General features: G+C 40.0%; 18 protein-coding genes. 12 read left to right on the top strand and 6 right to left on the bottom strand.

Annotated features, from left to right (window positions below):
• Window positions 1-170: 170 nt before the first annotated feature.
• The 6 genes from OCF95_RS02300 (at window position 171) to ezrA (ending at window position 8,864) form a co-directional block, all read left to right on the top strand.
• Entirely contained in the window at window positions 171-2,621 is a 2,451-nt protein-coding gene (locus tag OCF95_RS02300; RefSeq protein WP_261055999.1) for a bifunctional DnaQ family exonuclease/ATP-dependent helicase, read from the top strand.
• Between the two features lie 36 nt (window positions 2,622-2,657).
• A complete protein-coding gene (locus OCF95_RS02295; RefSeq protein ID WP_033684954.1) occupies window positions 2,658-3,881 on the top strand; it encodes an FtsW/RodA/SpoVE family cell cycle protein in 1,224 nt (407 codons plus the stop codon).
• 10 nt (window positions 3,882-3,891) lie between these two features.
• Complete coding sequence (locus OCF95_RS02290; RefSeq protein ID WP_033684955.1) at window positions 3,892-4,446, top strand: DJ-1 family glyoxalase III; 555 nt, start codon at window positions 3,892-3,894, stop codon at window positions 4,444-4,446.
• 84 nt (window positions 4,447-4,530) lie between these two features.
• On the top strand, window positions 4,531-5,094 hold the full coding sequence (locus OCF95_RS02285) for an HAD family hydrolase (RefSeq protein ID WP_004239328.1): 564 nt from the start codon (window positions 4,531-4,533) through the stop codon (window positions 5,092-5,094).
• A gap of 14 nt (window positions 5,095-5,108) precedes the next feature.
• Window positions 5,109-7,055, top strand: a complete 1,947-nt coding sequence (gene gyrB / locus OCF95_RS02280) for a DNA topoisomerase (ATP-hydrolyzing) subunit B (RefSeq protein ID WP_033684956.1) — start codon at window positions 5,109-5,111, stop codon at window positions 7,053-7,055.
• An 81-nt stretch (window positions 7,056-7,136) separates the two neighbouring features.
• Complete coding sequence (gene ezrA, locus OCF95_RS02275; RefSeq protein ID WP_033684957.1) at window positions 7,137-8,864, top strand: septation ring formation regulator EzrA; 1,728 nt, start codon at window positions 7,137-7,139, stop codon at window positions 8,862-8,864.
• A 47-nt stretch (window positions 8,865-8,911) separates the two neighbouring features.
• Here ezrA and OCF95_RS02270 read toward each other — a convergent pair whose 3' ends face one another.
• From OCF95_RS02270 to OCF95_RS02250, 5 genes are all read right to left on the bottom strand, one after another.
• Entirely contained in the window at window positions 8,912-9,544 is a 633-nt protein-coding gene (locus OCF95_RS02270; protein ID WP_004256539.1) for a GNAT family N-acetyltransferase, read from the bottom strand.
• A gap of 135 nt (window positions 9,545-9,679) precedes the next feature.
• Complete coding sequence (locus OCF95_RS02265; RefSeq protein ID WP_000767189.1) at window positions 9,680-9,979, bottom strand: DUF1827 family protein; 300 nt, start codon at window positions 9,977-9,979, stop codon at window positions 9,680-9,682.
• 58 nt (window positions 9,980-10,037) lie between these two features.
• Window positions 10,038-10,490, bottom strand: coding sequence for an NUDIX hydrolase (locus OCF95_RS02260; RefSeq protein WP_020902950.1), 453 nt, complete (start codon window positions 10,488-10,490; stop codon window positions 10,038-10,040).
• A 130-nt stretch (window positions 10,491-10,620) separates the two neighbouring features.
• Window positions 10,621-12,879, bottom strand: coding sequence for an ATP-dependent Clp protease ATP-binding subunit (locus OCF95_RS02255; protein WP_000882498.1), 2,259 nt, complete (start codon window positions 12,877-12,879; stop codon window positions 10,621-10,623).
• Between the two features lie 230 nt (window positions 12,880-13,109).
• A complete protein-coding gene (locus OCF95_RS02250; protein ID WP_000443570.1) occupies window positions 13,110-13,340 on the bottom strand; it encodes a DUF1797 family protein in 231 nt (76 codons plus the stop codon).
• A gap of 190 nt (window positions 13,341-13,530) precedes the next feature.
• On the opposite strand from OCF95_RS02250, the gene OCF95_RS02245 reads away from it, so the two are divergent.
• From OCF95_RS02245 to OCF95_RS02230, 4 genes are all read left to right on the top strand, one after another.
• Window positions 13,531-14,214 (top strand): amino acid ABC transporter permease, encoded by a 684-nt coding sequence (locus OCF95_RS02245; protein ID WP_004256547.1) that lies wholly within the window; start codon window positions 13,531-13,533, stop codon window positions 14,212-14,214.
• Window positions 14,214-14,948 (top strand): amino acid ABC transporter ATP-binding protein, encoded by a 735-nt coding sequence (locus tag OCF95_RS02240; RefSeq protein ID WP_004256549.1) that lies wholly within the window; start codon window positions 14,214-14,216, stop codon window positions 14,946-14,948. The genes OCF95_RS02245 and OCF95_RS02240 overlap by 1 nt, the downstream gene beginning before the upstream one ends.
• Before the next feature lie 177 nt (window positions 14,949-15,125).
• Complete coding sequence (locus OCF95_RS02235) at window positions 15,126-15,983, top strand: bifunctional methylenetetrahydrofolate dehydrogenase/methenyltetrahydrofolate cyclohydrolase (RefSeq protein WP_261104817.1); 858 nt, start codon at window positions 15,126-15,128, stop codon at window positions 15,981-15,983.
• Between the two features lie 140 nt (window positions 15,984-16,123).
• Entirely contained in the window at window positions 16,124-16,975 is an 852-nt protein-coding gene (locus tag OCF95_RS02230) for an NAD(P)H-hydrate dehydratase (protein ID WP_261104816.1), read from the top strand.
• A gap of 24 nt (window positions 16,976-16,999) precedes the next feature.
• Here OCF95_RS02230 and OCF95_RS02225 read toward each other — a convergent pair whose 3' ends face one another.
• Entirely contained in the window at window positions 17,000-17,185 is a 186-nt protein-coding gene (locus OCF95_RS02225; RefSeq protein WP_001068558.1) for a hypothetical protein, read from the bottom strand.
• Between the two features lie 231 nt (window positions 17,186-17,416).
• Between OCF95_RS02225 and rpiA the strand changes: the two genes are divergently transcribed.
• Entirely contained in the window at window positions 17,417-18,100 is a 684-nt protein-coding gene (gene rpiA, locus OCF95_RS02220) for a ribose-5-phosphate isomerase RpiA (RefSeq protein WP_261104815.1), read from the top strand.
• A 23-nt stretch (window positions 18,101-18,123) separates the two neighbouring features.
• Window positions 18,124-19,335: a phosphopentomutase gene (locus OCF95_RS02215; RefSeq protein ID WP_261078294.1), complete on the top strand. Its 1,212-nt coding sequence runs from the start codon at window positions 18,124-18,126 to the stop codon at window positions 19,333-19,335.
• The last annotated feature ends 1 nt before the right edge of the window (window position 19,336 follow it).

The following is a 19,336-nucleotide window of genomic DNA, read 5'->3' as shown; positions in this document are numbered from 1 at the left end:
TGCAAACATTTCTTCTCTCAATTTTTCTTATTCTCCAATATTTTCAAAAAATCAGAAGGCTAGGATGCTCTGTTTGCTGGGATTTTTTAGAAAAGTAACCCTCTTGAGTTTGAAAATTATCCTATGTTTGTAGGTGCTAAATGGCCCTTTTTTTGGTATAATTTTTTATAATGAAAACGATTGGTAATCGCTATGTTGTGGTGGATTTAGAGGCAACTAGCACAGGTAGTAAGGCTAAAATTATTCAAGTGGGAATTGTTGTGATTGAGGATGGAAAAATCGTCGATCACTATACGACGGATGTCAATCCACATGAACCCTTGGATGCTCATATAAAAGAACTGACAGGATTGACAGACCAACGTCTGGCGCAAGCACCTGATTTTTCGCAAGTTGCTAGAAAAATCTTTGACTTGGTGGAGGATGGGATTTTTGTAGCCCATAATGTTCAGTTTGATGCCAATCTCTTGGCGGAAAATTTATTTTTTGAAGGCTATGAACTAAGAAATCCTCGTGTTGACACGGTCGAATTGGCTCAGGTCTTTTTCCCAGAACTGGAAAAATATAGTTTGCCGATATTGTGTCGAGAATTAGGAATTCCTCTTAAGCACGCTCACACAGCCCTTTCAGATGCACACGCTACCGCGGAATTACTCTTATTTCTACGGAAAAAGATGGCCCAGCTTCCTAAAGGACTCTTGGAACGCTTGCTGGAAATGGCTGACGCCCTCTTATATGAGTCCTACCTGGTTATTGAAGAAATTTATCGCGGCCAATCTATCCTTAGTTCTCCAGACTTGGTCGAAGTTCAAGGACTGTATTTCAAGAAAACTGGAGCTCCCCTGGAGCCACGAAAACTATCCCAAGATTTTTCTAAAAACATTTCTCTATTGAACCTTGAAGTGAGGGAGGAACAAGAAAGTTTTGCTAAAGAGGTTGGCTTGCTATTGAAAGATGAGCCTGTCTCTCTGATTCAAGCTCCGACAGGGATTGGTAAAACTTATGGATATCTCTTACCTGCTTTGTCCCAAGTGGAAAATCGTCAGATTGTCCTTAGCGTTCCGACAAAGATTCTTCAAAATCAAATCATGGAAGAAGAAGGTAAACGTCTCAAGGAAGTGTTCCATATAGATATTCATAGTTTAAAGGGACCACACAATTATCTGAAGTTGGATGCCTTTTATCGTTCCTTGCAGGAAAATGATGAAAATCGCTTATTTAGACGCTTTAAAATGCAACTCTTGATCTGGCTGACTGAGACAGAGACAGGAGATTTGGATGAAATTGGGCAACTCTACCGTTACCAACATTTTCTGACAGATCTTCGTCATGATGGGAATTTATCATCCAAGAGTTTATTTGTGACGGAAGATTTTTGGAAACGTAGTCAAGAAAGGGCACAAGCTTGCAAGCTCTTAGTGACCAATCATGCCTATCTTGTAACCAGACTTGAAGATAATCCTGAATTTGTCAGTGATCGTTTATTGATTATTGATGAAGTCCAAAAAGTTTTGTTGGCCCTAGAAAATCTGCTTCAAGAGACCTACGATATCCAGTCTATTATCGATTTGCTTGATAAGGCTTTACTGGAGGAGCAAAATAAGGTTCAGCAACGAATACTAGAAAGTATTCGCTTTGAGTGCTTCTACTTGATAGAACAATTTCAGTCTGGCAAATCTAGGAAAAATATCTTAGATTCTCTTGCCAATCTCCATCAGTATTTTTCAGAATTAGAGGTAGAAGGCTTTGAGGAGCTGGTTCGCTATTTTACAGCTGACCGAGACTACTGGCTTGAAGCAATTGAAACGAGTCAAAAGAAAATTCAAATTTCTTCTACGAAATCAGGACGTATTCTCCTATCTTCTTTAGTACCTAATTCATGTCAAGTCTTGGGAGTGTCGGCTACTCTTGAGATTAGTCAGAGGGTTTCTTTGGCAGATCTTTTAGGCTATCCTGAAGCCAAATTTGTCAAGATTGAAGCTCGGGGAAAACAGGATCAAGAAGTGATCTTGGTCAAAGATTTCCCCTTGGTAACAGAAACCTCCTTAGAAGTTTACGCCAAAGAGGTAGCTGCTTTACTAGTGGAAATTCAAGCTTTCCAGCAACCGATTTTAGTTCTCTTTACTGCTAAAGACATGCTTCTAGCAGTGTCGGATTTACTTCCAGTTAGCCACTTGGCCCAGTATAAAAATGGGGATGTTCATCAACTGAAGAAACGCTTTGAAAAAGGTGAACAACAAATCCTGCTAGGTGCAGCAAGTTTCTGGGAGGGAGTTGATTTTTCAAGTCATTCTTTTGTGATTCAAATTGTACCAAGACTTCCTTTCCAAAACCCCCAAGAACCCTTGACGAAAAAGATCAATCAGGAACTAATTCAAGAAGGGAAAAATGCCTTTTATGATTATCAATTGCCAATGGCCATTATTCGTTTAAAACAGGCTTTAGGAAGAAGTATGAGACGTGAACACCAACGTTCCTTAACTCTGATTTTGGATAGGAGAATTGTCGGAAAGCGATATGGCAAACAAATTGTGACTTCTCTAGCAAAAGAAGCGATTGTTAAAACCGTCTCTCAATCCGAAGTTGATGAGGCTATTGATAAATTTTTAAATGAACTTTGATAAATAGTATTGTATGAAAGTATAAGGTTAGTATATATGAAACGTTCTCTCGACTCTAGAGTCGATTATAGTTTGCTCCTGCCAGTATTTTTCCTACTGGTTATCGGCGTGGTGGCTATTTATATAGCTGTTAGTCATGATTATCCAAACAATATTCTGCCCATTTTAGGGCAGCAGGTCGCCTGGATCGCCTTGGGGCTTGTGATTGGTTTTGTGGTCATGCTCTTTAATACTGAATTTCTTTGGAAGGTTACACCCTTTCTATATATTTTAGGCTTGGGACTTATGGTTTTACCTATCGTCTTTTATAATCCAAGCTTAGTTGCATCAACAGGTGCCAAAAACTGGGTATCGGTAAATGGTGTTACCTTGTTCCAGCCGTCAGAATTTATGAAGATATCCTATATCCTCATGTTGGCTCGTGTGATTGTCCAGTTTACCAAAAAACATAAGGAATGGAGACGCACAGTTCCGCTGGACTTCTTGTTGATTTTCTGGATGATTCTCTTTACCATTCCAGTCCTAGTTCTTTTGGCACTTCAAAGTGACTTGGGGACGGCTTTGGTTTTTGTAGCCATTTTCTCAGGAATCGTTTTATTATCGGGGGTTTCTTGGAAAATTATTATCCCAGTATTTGTGACTGCTGTAACAGGAATTGCTGGTTTCTTAGCTATTTTTATCAGCAAGGACGGTCGGGCTTTTCTCCATCAACTGGGAATGCCGACCTACCAAATCAACCGTATTTTGGCTTGGCTCAATCCTTTTGACTTTGCCCAAACAACCACTTACCAACAGGCTCAAGGACAGATTGCCATTGGAAGTGGTGGCTTATTTGGTCAAGGTTTTAATGCTTCGAATCTGCTTATTCCAGTTCGTGAGTCGGATATGATTTTCACGGTTATCGCAGAAGATTTTGGCTTTATTGGCTCTGTCCTTGTTATTGCTCTTTATCTCATGCTGATTTACCGTATGTTGAAGATTACTCTCAAATCAAATAACCAGTTCTATACCTATATTTCCACAGGTTTGATTATGATGTTGCTCTTCCACATCTTTGAGAATATAGGTGCTGTGACGGGCTTGCTTCCTTTGACCGGGATTCCACTGCCTTTCATTTCACAAGGGGGATCGGCTATTATTAGTAATTTGATTGGTGTTGGCTTGCTTTTATCGATGAGTTACCAGACCAATCTAGCTGAAGAAAAGAGTGGAAAAGTCCCATTCAAACGGAAAAAGGTTGTATTAAAACGAATCAAATAAGGAGAAAATCATGGTTAAAGTAGCAGTTATGTTAGCTCAGGGCTTTGAAGAAATTGAAGCTTTGACAGTTGTGGATGTTTTGCGTCGGGCAAATATCACTTGTGATATGGTTGGGTTTGAAGAGCAAGTGACTGGTTCGCATGCAATCCAAGTAAGAGCAGATCGTGTCTTTGATGGTGATTTATCAGACTATGATATGGTTGTCCTTCCTGGCGGCATGCCTGGTTCTGCACATTTGCGGGACAATCAGGCCTTGGTTCAAGAGTTGCAAAGCTTCGAGCAAGAAGGGAAGAAACTGGCAGCCATTTGTGCGGCGCCAATTGCCCTCAATCAAGCAGGAGTATTAAAAAACAAGCAGTACACTTGCTATGATGGCGTTCAAGAGCAAATCATTGATGGTCAATACGTCAAGGAAACAGTAGTGGTAGATGGACATTTGACAACCAGTCGGGGCCCTTCAACAGCCCTTGCCTTTGCCTACGAGTTGGTGGAGCAACTAGGCGGAGATGCAGAGAGTTTACGAACTGGAATGCTCTATCGAGATGTCTTTGGTAAAAATCAATAAAACGGGAGTCAACCTCTCGTTTTTTATGTGGAAAACTCAGGGAAATCATCGCTTTTTTAACGAAAAAATGGTATAATGAAAGCTATGAAATATCACGATTACATCTGGGATTTAGGTGGAACTTTACTGGATAATTATGAAACTTCAACAGCTGCATTTGTTGAAACATTGGCACTGTATGGCATCACACAAGACCATGACAGTGTCTATCAAGCTTTAAAGGTTTCTACTGATTTTGCGATTGAGACATTCGCTCCCAACTTAGAGAATTTTTTAGAAAAGTACAAGGAAAATGAAGCCAGAGAGCTTGAACATCCGATTTTGTTTGATGGAGTTTCTGATTTATTGAAAGATATCTCAAATCAAGGTGGCCGTCATTTTTTGGTATCTCATCGTAATGATCAGGTCTTGGAAATTTTAGAAAAAACCTCTATAGCAGCTTATTTTACAGAAGTGGTGACTTCTAACTCAGGCTTTAAGAGAAAACCAGATCCTGAGTCCATGATTTATTTAAGAGAAAAGTATCAAATTAGTTCAGGGCTTGTCATTGGTGATCGACCGATTGATATCGAAGCCGGGCAAGCTGCAGGACTAGCTACCCACTTGTTTACCAGTATCGTGAATTTAAGACAAGTATTAGACATGTAAGAAAAAGGAAAAAGATGACAGAAGAAATCAAAAATCTGCAGGCACAAGATTATGATGCCAGTCAAATTCAAGTTTTAGAGGGCTTAGAGGCTGTTCGAATGCGTCCAGGGATGTATATCGGGTCAACCTCAAAAGAAGGTCTTCACCATCTAGTCTGGGAAATTGTTGATAACTCAATTGACGAGGCCTTGGCAGGATTTGCCAGCCACATTCAAGTCTTTATTGAGCCAGATGATTCGATTACTGTTGTCGATGATGGGCGTGGTATCCCCGTCGATATTCAGGAAAAAACAGGTCGACCTGCCGTTGAGACTGTCTTTACTGTTCTTCACGCTGGAGGAAAGTTTGGCGGTGGCGGATATAAGGTCTCAGGTGGTCTTCACGGAGTAGGGTCCTCAGTTGTTAACGCCCTTTCAACTCAATTAGACGTTCATGTCCACAAAAATGGGAAGATTCATTACCAAGAATACCGTCGTGGTCATGTTGTCGCAGATCTTGAAGTAGTTGGAGATACGGATAAAACGGGAACAACAGTTCACTTTACACCGGATCCAGAAATTTTCACTGAAACAACAACCTTTGATTTCGATAAATTAAATAAACGGATTCAAGAGTTGGCCTTTCTAAATCGTGGTCTTCAAATCTCTATCACAGATAAGCGTGAAGGTTTCGAACAAACCAAGCATTATCATTATGAAGGTGGGATTGCTAGCTACGTTGAATATATCAACGAGAATAAGGATGTTATCTTTGATACACCAATCTACACAGATGGTGAGATGGATGATATCACAGTTGAAGTAGCCATGCAGTACACAACTGGTTACCATGAAAATGTCATGAGTTTCGCCAATAATATTCATACACATGAAGGTGGAACGCATGAACAAGGTTTCCGTACAGCCTTGACACGTGTTATCAACGATTATGCTCGTAAGAATAAGTTACTGAAAGACAATGAAGACAACTTAACAGGGGAAGATGTTCGCGAAGGATTAACTGCAGTTATCTCAGTTAAACACCCAAATCCACAGTTTGAAGGACAAACCAAAACCAAACTGGGGAATAGTGAAGTAGTCAAGATTACCAATCGCCTCTTCAGTGATGCCTTCTCTGATTTCCTCATGGAAAATCCACAGATAGCTAAACGTATCGTGGAAAAAGGGATTTTGGCTGCTAAAGCTCGTGTGGCTGCCAAGCGTGCGCGTGAAGTCACTCGTAAAAAATCTGGTTTGGAAATTTCCAACCTTCCAGGTAAACTAGCAGATTGTTCTTCAAATAATCCTGCTGAAACAGAACTTTTCATCGTCGAAGGAGACTCAGCTGGTGGATCAGCCAAATCTGGTCGTAACCGTGAGTTCCAGGCAATCCTTCCAATTCGCGGTAAGATTTTGAACGTTGAAAAAGCCAGCATGGATAAGATTCTTGCTAACGAAGAAATTCGTAGTCTTTTCACAGCAATGGGAACAGGATTTGGCGCAGAATTTGATGTTTCAAAAGCTCGTTACCAAAAACTCGTTCTGATGACCGATGCCGATGTCGATGGAGCCCACATTCGTACGCTTCTTTTAACCTTGATTTATCGTTATATGAAACCAATTCTAGAAGCTGGTTATGTTTATATTGCCCAACCACCAATCTATGGTGTCAAGGTTGGAAGCGAGATTAAAGAATATATCCAGCCAGGAGCAGATCAAGAAATCAAACTTCAAGAAGCTTTAGCCCGTTATAGTGAAGGTCGTACCAAACCGACTATTCAGCGTTATAAAGGTTTGGGTGAAATGGATGATCACCAGTTGTGGGAAACAACCATGGATCCCGAACATCGCTTAATGGCAAGAGTTTCTGTAGACGATGCTGCAGAAGCAGATAAAATCTTTGATATGTTGATGGGGGATCGAGTAGAGCCTCGTCGTGAATTTATCGAAGAAAATGCCGTCTATAGTACACTTGATGTCTAAAAAATCGGGAGAAGTAGTTCCCTTGGTCTAAAAAATATGATATAATCATTACGATTGTTTCAAGTTAAAAAGGAGTTTAATATGTCTGGTAGTCTAGTAGTATATCTTATAATTGCAATTGCAATTATATTGCTGATTTCATATGCTATAGCAATTTATGTACGGAAACGCAATGAAAGTAAATTAGCAATTTTAGAAGAGAAAAAAGAAGAGCTGTACAATCTTCCAGTTAATGATGAAGTTGAAGCTGTTAAAAATATGCACTTGATTGGACAAAGTCAAGTGACTTTCCGTGAATGGAACCAAAAATGGGTTGACCTATCTCTTAACTCTTTTGCCGATATCGAAAATAATCTTTTCGAGGCAGAAGGCTATAACAATTCATTCCGTTTTTTCAAGGCTAGTCATCAAATTGACCAAATCGAGAGCCAAATTACCTTGATTGAAGAAGATATTGCGGCAATTCGCAATGCCTTGGCTGATTTGGAGAAACAAGAGTCTAAAAATAGTGGACGTGTTCTTCATACCTTGGACTTGTTTGAAGAGTTGCAACACCGAGTTGCTGATCATTCTGAAGAATATGGACAAGGTTTGTCTGAAATCGAAAAACAATTGGAAAATATCCAATCAGAGTTTTCTCAGTTTGTTACTTTGAACACTTCAGGTGACCCAGTAGAAGCTGCTGTGATTTTGGATAATGCTGAGAATCATATCTTGGCTTTGAGTCATATTGTTGACCGCCTGCCAGCAATTGTAAAAACATTATCTAAAGAGTTACCTGATCAATTGGAAGATTTGGAGGATGGTTACCGTAAGCTTTTAGATGCTAACTATCATTTTGCTGAGACGGACATTGAGTCTCGCTTCCAATTGCTTTATGAAGCTTTGAAGAAAAACCACGAAAATGTTGCTCAATTAGAGTTGGATAATGCTGAGTACGAAAATACTCAAGTTCAAGAAGAAATCAATGCACTCTATGATATCTTTACACGAGAAATCGCTGCTCAAAAAGTAGTAGAAGGCTTAGTTGCCACCCTTCCTACGTATTTGAAACACATGAAAGATAGTAATGCTGTTTTAGTAGAAGATATTCAACGATTAAGTAATAACTACCTGCTTTCTGAAACGGATGTTAGTCATGTTCACAGATTACAAGCTGAGTTAGAATCTTTAGAAGAATCTGTATTGGAATTAACTTCTGAACAAGAGGAACATTCTGAACCTTATTCATTCCTTGAAGATCGTTTGGAAAACTTACAAGCGACTTTGAAAGAAATTGAGGATGAACAAGTTTCGGTTAGTCAACGTCTTGCTCAGATTGAAAAAGATGATATCAATGCTCGCCAGAAGGCAAATGTTTATGTCAATCGTCTTCATACAATTAAGAGATATATGGAAAAACGCAATCTTCCAGGTATTCCTCAGAATTTCTTACAGTTGTTCTTTACAGCAAGTAATCATACTGAAGAGTTGATGGCTGAGCTAGAAGAAGCCCAGGTCAATATCGAAGCTGTGAACCGTATGCTTGAAATTACAACAAATGATATGGAAGCACTTGAAGAAGAAACCTATAATATTGTTCAATATGCAACATTGACAGAACAATTGCTACAGTATTCGAACCGTTACCGCTCATTTGATGAACGAATTCAGGAAGCCTTTAATGAATCATTAGAAATTTTTGAAAAAGAATTTGATTATCATGCTTCATTTGATAAGATTTCGCAAGCTTTGGAAGTTGCAGAACCAGGTGTAACCAACCGTTTTGTCACTTCATACGAAAAAACACGTGAGACGATTCGTTTCTAACATAATAAAAAAGATTTGGTTCTGTGATAAGCAGCACCAAATTTTTTTTATTTATTTATAGTTTTTAAAAATGCCCAGTTACCAATTGATTTTGACCCATATTCTAAGTCCATATGGTCCAGTAATACATAATCGTTTTTTTCGTAGAATGAGGTATTTCTAGCTGTACTAGTTATGAGTCCCAAGTGTTTACAGCCTTTTGATTTGACATAAGGTTCAATCCCTTGTGTCAGAAAAGTACTGCCTATTCCCCGCCCCTTACTTTCTATATTGACAGCTAAAGCCATCAAATACCAATCAAACTCCCCTGATTGTTCTAAATGCTTTTTGGAACGTTTTACAAAGTCAAAGTATTTAAGGAGATTTTGTGGTCGAATGTAGCGAAAAATGTTTGTTCCTCCATTTCGTAGATAGGATAGTATACAGAAATCTTTTTGTTGCAAAAGGGCGACTGCAAGTAAGTCTCCATCCTGTTCCGCAATTAAACAGTTTCCCTTCTTAATATAGACTCTAGTAAGCAGAATTTGCAACGTTTCTACAAAAGCAGGATAGGAGTCAGGTTTCTTCAAATCATCAGTTATAATCGTTAAAAAGGGATAGTCAAGAAAGGAATTGGCTAATAATTTTCCAATTTTTTCGCTTTCTTCAATTCTTGCCTCTCTATATATGATGTCTCCCATGTTTGTCTCCTTAATTATCTATAAAATCTTGTATGATAAGATTTCAAGATAAAAAATTGGAGATGATCCAAAAAGCAAGTTAGAACCTCGTTTTCTACTATAAGGTCCAAAAAGCTTTTTAAACTCTCCAATTTTTTATTTGGTTGGAATCGAAATTCCAATTAATTTTTCTGAATAGAGGGTTTTGATATTGGCTTCATCAATAGAGTCCTTATCAATTTTACGTTTCAAGAAAAATTCTTGAATGGCTTCGATTTCAGGTTCGCGGATAGCGCGGTGTTTGTTTGAGATGAGGATTTCATAGTGAAGCGGAGCTTGGGTAAAAATAACATCTGTATTACCTGCAGAATAAACCTCAACAAGGGTTGCATCTGTACTTTCTAGCTGGCTTTTTACCAGTTGCGAGTGTGAGTTTGTCGTATTGATAAGCTTCATAACATTTCCTCCGATTTTCTAATTCTATTATAGCACTTTTTGAATAAAGTAGCTTGATTTAGTCAATCTTATGCTGTTTTTTCCAAGATTGGATTGCCCATTTATGGCTACCACGTTTGAGATTTTCAATAGCCTCGTCAATAGGGAACCAGGCGATATGATTAAAGTCTTCTAGTGGCTTTTGCACTTCTTTGAAAGAAGTCGCTTCATAGAGGTAGGCAGGATTGTAGTAGTAGGTGTCACGATGACGAGAGTAGAAATATTCGTCAGCTTGTCCGTAATAGGCACCAATTTCAGCTGTGAAGCCAAGCTCTTCAATCAATTCACGTTTTAGGGCTTCTTGATGATTTTCACCTGCTTCAATTTCACCACCAGGTAAGAACCAAGCGCCATTAGGTGCTTGAACAAGAACAATTTGTTTTTGTTCAGCATCAGGTATAACTGCATATACGCCATAGCGTGACACATAGTCTGTATTTGCTTTCTTTTCTCCGAAAGTTGGGTTTGCCATTGCATTTTCCTCATTATCTAGTATCGTTATTATTATCATAATGGACAAAGGGCAAGCTGTCAAGAAATTACAGTTATTTTAGTAAAAAAGAAGCAGAAAAATTTCATTTTCTACTCCTTTTCTATAGGATTTATACTTCTTTTTCAGAAGTCTTTACTTCAGCTTTTTTGGCAGATTTGATTTGAATGTTACCCTTGCTGGTCATCACTGCCTTGAGGTCTTTTTCGCTTGGATTTTCAAGGTAGTAGTCAGTGATTGCGTCCTCAATATAGTCTTGAATAGTACGACGAAGTGGGCGTGCTCCCATTTTTGGATCATAACCAAGGTCAACCAATTTTTCCTTGACCTTGTCGGTTACATCCAAATGAATGTTGTTGCTAGAAAGACGTTTGTTAACATCTGCAAGCATAAGCTCGACAATCTGAAGGAGGTTATCTTTGCTGAGAGCCTTAAATTCGATAATACCATCAAAACGGTTCATAAACTCTGGGCTAAAGAAGTTACCGAGTTCACCAAGAACAGAGTTGGTACGTCCTTCTCTAGCAGCACCAAATCCAACGCTAGCTTCTGCCTTACCTGTACCTGCATTTGAAGTCATGATGATGATGGCGTCCTTGAAGCTAACGGTACGTCCTTGTCCATCTGTTAAACGACCATCGTCCAAGACCTGGAGGAACATATGCATGACATCTGGATGGGCTTTCTCTACTTCATCCAAGAGAATAAGAGAGTAGGGATTGCGGCGGACTTTTTCAGTTAATTGCCCAGCCTCGTCATAGCCGACATAACCTGGAGGGGCACCGACTAATTTCGCCACACTGTGTTTTTCCATATATTCACTCATATCAAAGCGAATCATGCTGTCAGCAGAACCAAAGAGTTCGATAGCTAATTGTTTGGAAAGTTCTGTCTTACCGACTCCAGTTGGCCCAACGAAAAGGAAACTTCCGATTGGGCGGTTAGGGGTACCGAGACCGACACGATTACGGCGAATAGCCTTGGCAATCTTATCGACAGCATCATCTTGTCCAATAACATGAGACTTGAGGTCTTCGGCTAGATGGATGAGTTGAGATTGTTCTTTCTCTTTTAAATCACCAACAGGAATATTGGTTTTCTGCTCGATAATGTGCTCAATGGTTTTCTCACTAATGATAGGAGTATCTTGGTCTGTGACCTTTTTCTTTTGCATTTCCTTATACTTGGCAATCTGGTCACGGAAGTAGGCGGCCTTCTCAAAATCTTCTTCTCGTGTAGCTTGAGATTTAAGATTTTCAGCCTCAATCAAGCGCTGATCGATTACTTTAGGATCCACAAAATTCAAGGTCAAGTTCATCTTAGAACCAGCTTCATCTAGGAGGTCAATGGCCTTGTCAGGCAAGAAGCGATCTTGGATGTAGCGATTGGACAGAGTTGCAGCTGCTTCAATTGCAGCATCGGTATACTGAACGTGGTGGTAGTCTTCGTATTTCTTTTGAATGCCTTTGAGGATAGTAATTGTTTCCTCCACTGTTGGTTCATCCACTTTAACAGGTTGCATACGACGCTCTAGGGCTGCATCTTTTTCAATGATACGGTATTCATTGAGGGTAGTAGCACCGACCAATTGCAGCTCTCCACGAGCAAGGGCGGGCTTGAGGATATTTCCTGCATCCATATTGCCATCGCCCGCAGAACCAGCACCGACAATTTCATGGATTTCATCGATAAAGAGGATGATGTCCTCACGTTTGCGAATTTCTTCCATGAGTTTTTGCATGCGTTCTTCAAATTGTCCACGGATACCCGTTCCTTGAACTAAGCTAACCACATCCAGACGGATGACTTGTTTTCCTTGTAGTTTATGGGGAACATCTCCATCAACTATTTTCTGAGCTAGACCTTCGACAACGGCAGTTTTTCCGACACCTGGTTCACCGATAAGAACAGGATTATTCTTGGTTCTGCGATTGAGAATTTCTATGACACGGATAATCTCATCGTCGCGCCCAATAACGGGGTCAATATCTCCACGACGGGCAATTTCAGTTACGTTGATACCAAATTCTTCCAGTAGGCCTTTTTCTTGGCTTGGTGGAGGAGTTTGAGCAGGTCCACGATTTTGGGAACCATAACCGCCATTTCCACCGTAACCTCCACCTGATTGGGTTGGGGGAGTCGGAGGAGTATTGTTAGAAGGCCTGAAATTGTTTAGGTCATTGAAGAAATCACCAAAGGGATCAAAGTCACGATTGTTCAGATCCGTAATACCTTTAAAGAGGCTATTGTTAGGATCTGTCTTGATAATCTTATAGCAGTTTTGACAGAGGTCAATTTGTTTTTGCTTTCCATTGAGATTGGTATAAAGATGAATCGTTGAGTCATTGATTTTACAGTTTTGACAAAGCATACATCTACCTCATTTCTTTATTTAGCCTGACCTGTTTAATGGTCAAAAATAGTCAAATTTCTATACTCTCATTATAACAGGATTGGGGTGTAAAGCAAGTAAAAAGATTGCAGCTTTGAGAAGTTGTTACAATGAAGAACTTTGTGGATTTGGACTATAAAAAAATCCTATTTGTGAGACAAAAAGGATTTTGGTTAGACATGCAGGGTGTAATCCCAGCTTGTTTTGTATTAGTAAAGAAGTTCGTAAATTTCCATTGCAATCAAGTCAATGCTATCAAACGTATAAGTTTCGCGAGCTTCGACATCACGAAGGGTAAAGATTGAGCCGTTTTCTTCGTCGTGACTGTATGCAACTTCTGCAACAACAACTCCTTCGCGTTCAAAATTACGTTTTAAATTTCCGCCGTCTTTTGCCATTGCTTCAAGGCGGTTGATGATTCTAACCAAATGTGATTCCATTTTGATTCTCCTTCATTTCTTATCGTTACTATTTTACCATAAAGGAGGCCAACTTGCCTAGAAAAAACTAAGATTTCTCGCTAATTCTACTAGCTTAAAGTTTTTTTGAATAAATTAGACAAAAGATTTGAATTTTAATTCAATTGATGTTATAATCATACAGTATTCTATTTTAGAAAGCAGTGTGACTATGAATTTTTCTTTTTTACCTAAGTATTTACCTTATTTTAACTATGGGGCTGTTGTGACGGTTCTCATTTCTATCTGTGTTGTCTTTTTGGGAACTATTTTGGGTGTTGTCTTGGCTTTTGGGCAACGTTCAAAGTTTAAACCGCTTGTTTGGCTAGCCAACTTGTACGTTTGGATTTTCCGCGGGACGCCAATGATGGTTCAGATTATGATTGCCTTTGCTCTTATGCATATCAATGCTCCGACTATTCAGGTTGGGATTTTAGGTGTTGACCTTTCTCGTCTGATTCCAGGGATTTTGATTATTTCTATGAACAGTGGTGCTTATGTTTCTGAGACTGTTCGGGCTGGGATTAATGCGGTTCCTAAGGGGCAGTTAGAGGCGGCCTATTCTTTAGGGATTCGTCCTAAAAATGCGATGCGCTATGTGATTTTGCCACAAGCTATCAAAAATATTTTGCCAGCATTGGGGAACGAATTTATCACTATTATCAAGGATAGTTCCCTCTTATCAGCTATCGGTGTTATGGAGTTGTGGAATGGAGCTACAACAGTTTCTACAACAACCTATCTACCTTTAACACCACTTTTATTTGCAGCCTTTTACTACTTGATTATGACCTCTATTTTGACAGTAGCCTTGAAAGCTTTTGAAAAACGAATGGAACAAGGAGATAAAAAATAATGACAGAGACCTTGATAAAAATTGAAAATTTACATAAATCTTTTGGAAAGAATGAAGTATTGAAGGGCATCAACCTCGAGATTAAAAGAGGAGAAGTTGTCGTTATCATTGGTCCTTCAGGAAGCGGAAAATCTACCTTGCTTCGTTCTATGAATTTGTTGGAAGAAGCAACAAAAGGGAAGGTTATCTTTGAGGGAGTTGATATTACGGACAAGAAGAATGACCTGTTTGCCATGCGTGAGAAGATGGGCATGGTTTTCCAACAATTTAATCTCTTTCCTAATATGACTGTGATGGAAAATATTACCTTGTCTCCTATCAAGACCAAAGGTGAAAGTAAGGAAGTTGCAGAGAAGAGAGCTAAGGAGCTTTTGGAAAAAGTTGGCTTACCAGATAAGGCAACTGCTTATCCACAGAGTTTGTCAGGTGGCCAGCAACAGCGGATTGCTATTGCGCGTGGCTTAGCTATGGAACCAGATGTTTTGCTCTTTGACGAGCCAACTTCAGCCCTGGACCCTGAAATGGTAGGTGAAGTGTTGGCTGTTATGCAAGACCTAGCCAAGTCAGGAATGACCATGGTTATCGTAACACATGAGATGGGATTTGCTCGTGAGGTGGCAGACCGTGTCATCTTTATGGCAGACGGTGTGGTTGTTGAAGACGGAACACCTGAACAGATTTTTGAACAAACTCAAGAACAACGGACTAAAGACTTCTTGAGTAAGGTTTTATAAGTTAGCTTTGTTTAGCTATTTGTAGCCAACTTTACATATAAAATATAGATTAATGAAAAGCTCGAACCGAGCTTTTTCTTATAGTTTGAAACTATAAGATAGCCTAGGAAAGAAGTGTTAGAGGGGATTAGCAGTTTTTGGTATAATGGAAGATATTTGAAAGAAAAGAGAAGTGATATGACACAGATTATTGATGGGAAGGCTCTGGCAGCTAAGTTACAAGGACAGTTGGCTGAAAAGACTGAAAAATTAAAGGAAGAGACAGGTTTAGTACCTGGTTTGGTAGTGATTTTGGTTGGGGATAATCCAGCAAGCCAAGTCTATGTTCGTAACAAGGAGAGGTCAGCCCTTGCGGCTGGTTTCCGTAGTGAAGTTGTGCGAGTTCCAGATACCATTACTCAAGAGGAATTGTTAGACTTGATTGCCAAATACAATCAAGATCCAGCTTGGCATGGAATTTTGGTCCAGTTACCATTACCAAAACATATTGATGAAGAGGCGGTTCTATTGGCCATTGATCCAGAAAAGGATGTGGATGGTTTCCATCCCCTAAACATGGGACGTCTCTGGTCTGGTCATCCAGTCATGATTCCATCAACACCTGCAGGGATTATGGAGATGTTTCATGAATATGGGATTGACTTGGAAGGTAAAAATGCGGTTGTCATTGGTCGTTCAAACATTGTTGGTAAACCCATGGCCCAGCTTCTTTTGTCAAAGAATGCTACAGTGACTTTGACCCACTCACGGACTCATAATCTTGCCAAGGTGGCTGCTAAAGCAGATATTCTGGTTGTTGCAATCGGTCGTGCTAAGTTTGTGACTGCTGACTTTGTAAAACCAGGTGCAGTTGTCATCGATGTCGGGATGAACCGCGATGAAAATGGTAAGCTCTGTGGGGATGTGGATTATGAGGCAGTTGCCCCACTTGCTAGCCATATTACGCCAGTTCCTGGAGGTGTAGGTCCTATGACCATTACTATGCTGATGGAGCAAACTTATCAAGCAGCACTCCGGACATTGGATAGAAAATAAGAGAAAAATTTTCCGAGGAAAGTGTATTTTCTATAGCTATATCTAAAATGGCAGAAATGAATATTAAATTTTAGAAATAAATTTATAAAAGGAGGTATGCGCCTCCTTTTTGTTGTATAATAAATGCGAGAGGAAAAACGATGAGAGTGATTGAGCAAGCCTTACTAGAAAAAGTCATTATTGAACGTTCTCGTACCAGTCATAAAGGAGACTATGGCCGTCTGCTGTTGCTTGGTGGGACTTATCCTTATGGTGGTGCTATCATCATGGCTGCTTTGGCAGCTGTTAAAAGTGGAGCTGGTTTGGTGACCGTTGGAACAGATAGGGAAAATATCTCGGCTTTGCACAGTCATTTACCTGAGGCTATGGCCTTTTCTCTTCAAGACCAGCAATTGTTAAAAGAGCAATTGGAGAAGGCAGAAGTTGTTTTGCTGGGACCTGGTTTACGAGACGATGCTTTTGGAGAAGATCTAGTCAAACAGGTCTTTGCTAGCTTAAAAAAGAATCAGATTTTGATTGTAGACGGAGGGGCCTTAACCATCCTTGCTAGGACAAGTTTGTCGTTTCCATCTAACCAGCTTATCTTAACTCCTCACCAAAAAGAATGGGAAAAGCTGTCTGGAATTACGATTAAAAAGCAAAACGAAGATACAACAGCTAGTGCCCTGACTTCTTTCCCTCAAGGAACAATTTTGGTAGAAAAAGGTCCAGCTACTCGTATTTGGCAAGTTGGCCAATCTGATTATTACCAGTTACAAGTTGGCGGTCCCTATCAGGCGACTGGTGGTATGGGAGATACACTGGCTGGAATGATTGCAGGATTTGCAGGCCAATTTCGACAGGCCAGTCTCTACGAACGTGTGGCAGTAGCAACCCATCTTCATTCAGCCATAGCCCAAGAACTATCTCAAGAACATTATGTGGTCTTGCCGACGGAAATTAGCAGTCATCTTCCCAAAATAATGAAAAAAATATCTCAAAAAGGCACCTGATTGTTTCAGGCGCCTTTATATCTTTTAGAAAAATCCTTTAATCTTTCCAACGAGGCCATCTAGACCTTCAGAACCAGAAATCAACTGTTGAGCTTGAGAGAAGTATTCTCCAAGCTGTTCTTGATTTTCTGCAACAAATGTTTTTGCAGCTTCGAAATCTTTTGTTTCAATTAACTCTTTTACTTGATTAAACAAATCTAATGGATTCATCCTATTTCTCCTTTTCTGTACTTAACTATTTAACCATCTTTATGATAAAAAATCAACTGTTGCTGCTTTTGGCTAGGACATGTTTTTATCTACAAGTTCTCATAACTAAGATTCTAACTACCAAAACAAGGTGGACATAAAAATAAAAATGTTCGGGTTTTTCTAGTGTATCCATGAAATAAAAACGGATACATGTTATAATAGAAATAGCTCTTTAATGGAGGTGTTTGAGTGGAAAATCTGAAGAAAATGGCAGGTATCAAGGCTGCTGAGTTTGTCAAGGATGGCATGGTAGTCGGACTTGGAACGGGGTCTACTGCCTATTATTTCGTAGAAGAAGTCGGTCGTCGTATCAAGGAAGAAGGGTTGCAGATTACAGCTGTAACGACTTCTAGTGTGACTAGTAAACAGGCTGAAGGGCTTAATATCCCACTCAAGTCTATTGACCAAGTAGACTTTGTCGATGTGACAGTCGACGGGGCGGATGAAGTGGATAGTCAGTTTAATGGAATCAAAGGCGGTGGTGGTGCCCTCCTGATGGAGAAGGTTGTTGCAACGCCCTCAAAAGAATATATTTGGGTAGTGGATGAAAGCAAGCTGGTCGAGAAACTAGGTGCTTTTAAATTGCCTGTAGAAGTGGTTCAGTATGGCGCGGAACAGGTCTTTCGTCGTTTTGAACGAGCTGGCTACAAACCAAGTTTCCGTGAAAAAGACGGCCAACGTTTTGTGACCGATATGCAGAATTTTATCATTGACCTTGCCTTGGATGTCATTGAAGATCCAATTGCTTTCGGACAAGAATTGGACCATGTCGTTGGTGTTGTAGAGCACGGCTTATTCAACCAAATGGTGGATAAGGTCATCGTTGCTGGACGAGACGGGGTTCAGATTTTAACTTCAACAAAAGCAAGATAACTAAAATAATAAGGAGATACACTATGTCAAAATTTAATCGTATTCACTTGGTGGTATTAGATTCTGTAGGAATCGGTGCTGCACCAGATGCTAATAACTTTGTCAATGCAGGGGTTCCAGATGGAGCTTCTGACACATTAGGACACATTTCAAAAGCAGTTGGTTTGAATGTCCCAAACATGGCTAAAATTGGTCTTGGAAATATTCCTCGAGAAACTCCTCTTAAGACTGTTCCAGCTGAAAGCAATCCAACAGGATATGCAACAAAATTGGAAGAAGTATCTCTTGGTAAGGATACCATGACTGGACACTGGGAAATCATGGGCCTTAACATTACAGAACCTTTCGATACTTTCTGGAATGGATTCCCAGAAGAAATCTTGACAAAAATTGAAGAATTCTCAGGACGCAAGGTCATTCGTGAAGCTAACAAACCTTACTCAGGTACAGCCGTTATCGATGACTTTGGACCACGCCAGATGGAAACTGGGGAGTTGATTATCTATACTTCAGCTGACCCTGTTTTGCAAATTGCTGCCCACGAAGACATCATTCCTCTGGATGAATTGTACCGTATCTGTGAATACGCTCGTTCGATTACCCTTGAGCGCCCTGCCCTTCTAGGTCGCATCATTGCCCGTCCATATGTTGGTGAGCCAGGTAACTTCACTCGTACGGCAAATCGTCGTGACTTGGCCGTATCCCCATTTGCACCAACTGTTTTGGATAAATTGAATGAAGCAGGTATCGATACTTACGCTGTTGGTAAAATCAACGATATCTTTAACGGTGCAGGAATCAATCATGACATGGGACACAACAAGTCAAACAGCCACGGAATTGATACACTATTGCAGACCATGGGCCTTGCTGAATTTGAAAAAGGATTCTCATTCACAAACTTGGTTGACTTTGATGCCCTTTACGGCCACCGTCGTAATGCTCACGGCTACCGTGATTGCTTGCATGAGTTTGATGAACGCTTACCTGAAATTATCGCAGCCATGAGAGAGAACGACCTTCTCTTGATTACTGCGGACCATGGAAATGACCCAACGTATGCAGGAACAGACCACACTCGTGAATATATTCCATTGTTGGCCTACAGCCCTGCCTTTAAAGGGAACGGTTTGATTCCAGTTGGACATTTTGCAGATATCTCAGCGACAGTTGCGGATAACTTTGGTGTTGAAACTGCCATGATTGGGGAAAGTTTCTTAGTTAAATTGGTATAAG

The sequence above is a fragment of the Streptococcus mitis genome, assembly GCF_946188615.1.
Lineage (GTDB): Bacteria > Bacillota > Bacilli > Lactobacillales > Streptococcaceae > Streptococcus > Streptococcus mitis_BZ.
Note: the sequence above shows the minus strand (reverse complement) of the source record. Positions and strands in the feature narration are given on the sequence as shown.

Coding starts and splice junctions, on each gene's coding strand:
- OCF95_RS02300 (WP_261055999.1), top strand. CDS start 171: ATGAAAACGATTGGTAATCGCTATGTTGTGGTGGATTTAGAGGCAACT.
- OCF95_RS02295 (WP_033684954.1), top strand. CDS start 2,658: ATGAAACGTTCTCTCGACTCTAGAGTCGATTATAGTTTGCTCCTGCCA.
- OCF95_RS02290 (WP_033684955.1), top strand. CDS start 3,892: ATGGTTAAAGTAGCAGTTATGTTAGCTCAGGGCTTTGAAGAAATTGAA.
- OCF95_RS02285 (WP_004239328.1), top strand. CDS start 4,531: ATGAAATATCACGATTACATCTGGGATTTAGGTGGAACTTTACTGGAT.
- gyrB (WP_033684956.1), top strand. CDS start 5,109: ATGACAGAAGAAATCAAAAATCTGCAGGCACAAGATTATGATGCCAGT.
- ezrA (WP_033684957.1), top strand. CDS start 7,137: ATGTCTGGTAGTCTAGTAGTATATCTTATAATTGCAATTGCAATTATA.
- OCF95_RS02270 (WP_004256539.1), bottom strand. CDS start 9,544: ATGGGAGACATCATATATAGAGAGGCAAGAATTGAAGAAAGCGAAAAA.
- OCF95_RS02265 (WP_000767189.1), bottom strand. CDS start 9,979: ATGAAGCTTATCAATACGACAAACTCACACTCGCAACTGGTAAAAAGC.
- OCF95_RS02260 (WP_020902950.1), bottom strand. CDS start 10,490: ATGGCAAACCCAACTTTCGGAGAAAAGAAAGCAAATACAGACTATGTG.
- OCF95_RS02255 (WP_000882498.1), bottom strand. CDS start 12,879: ATGCTTTGTCAAAACTGTAAAATCAATGACTCAACGATTCATCTTTAT.
- OCF95_RS02250 (WP_000443570.1), bottom strand. CDS start 13,340: ATGGAATCACATTTGGTTAGAATCATCAACCGCCTTGAAGCAATGGCA.
- OCF95_RS02245 (WP_004256547.1), top strand. CDS start 13,531: ATGAATTTTTCTTTTTTACCTAAGTATTTACCTTATTTTAACTATGGG.
- OCF95_RS02240 (WP_004256549.1), top strand. CDS start 14,214: ATGACAGAGACCTTGATAAAAATTGAAAATTTACATAAATCTTTTGGA.
- OCF95_RS02235 (WP_261104817.1), top strand. CDS start 15,126: ATGACACAGATTATTGATGGGAAGGCTCTGGCAGCTAAGTTACAAGGA.
- OCF95_RS02230 (WP_261104816.1), top strand. CDS start 16,124: ATGAGAGTGATTGAGCAAGCCTTACTAGAAAAAGTCATTATTGAACGT.
- OCF95_RS02225 (WP_001068558.1), bottom strand. CDS start 17,185: ATGAATCCATTAGATTTGTTTAATCAAGTAAAAGAGTTAATTGAAACA.
- OCF95_RS02215 (WP_261078294.1), top strand. CDS start 18,124: ATGTCAAAATTTAATCGTATTCACTTGGTGGTATTAGATTCTGTAGGA.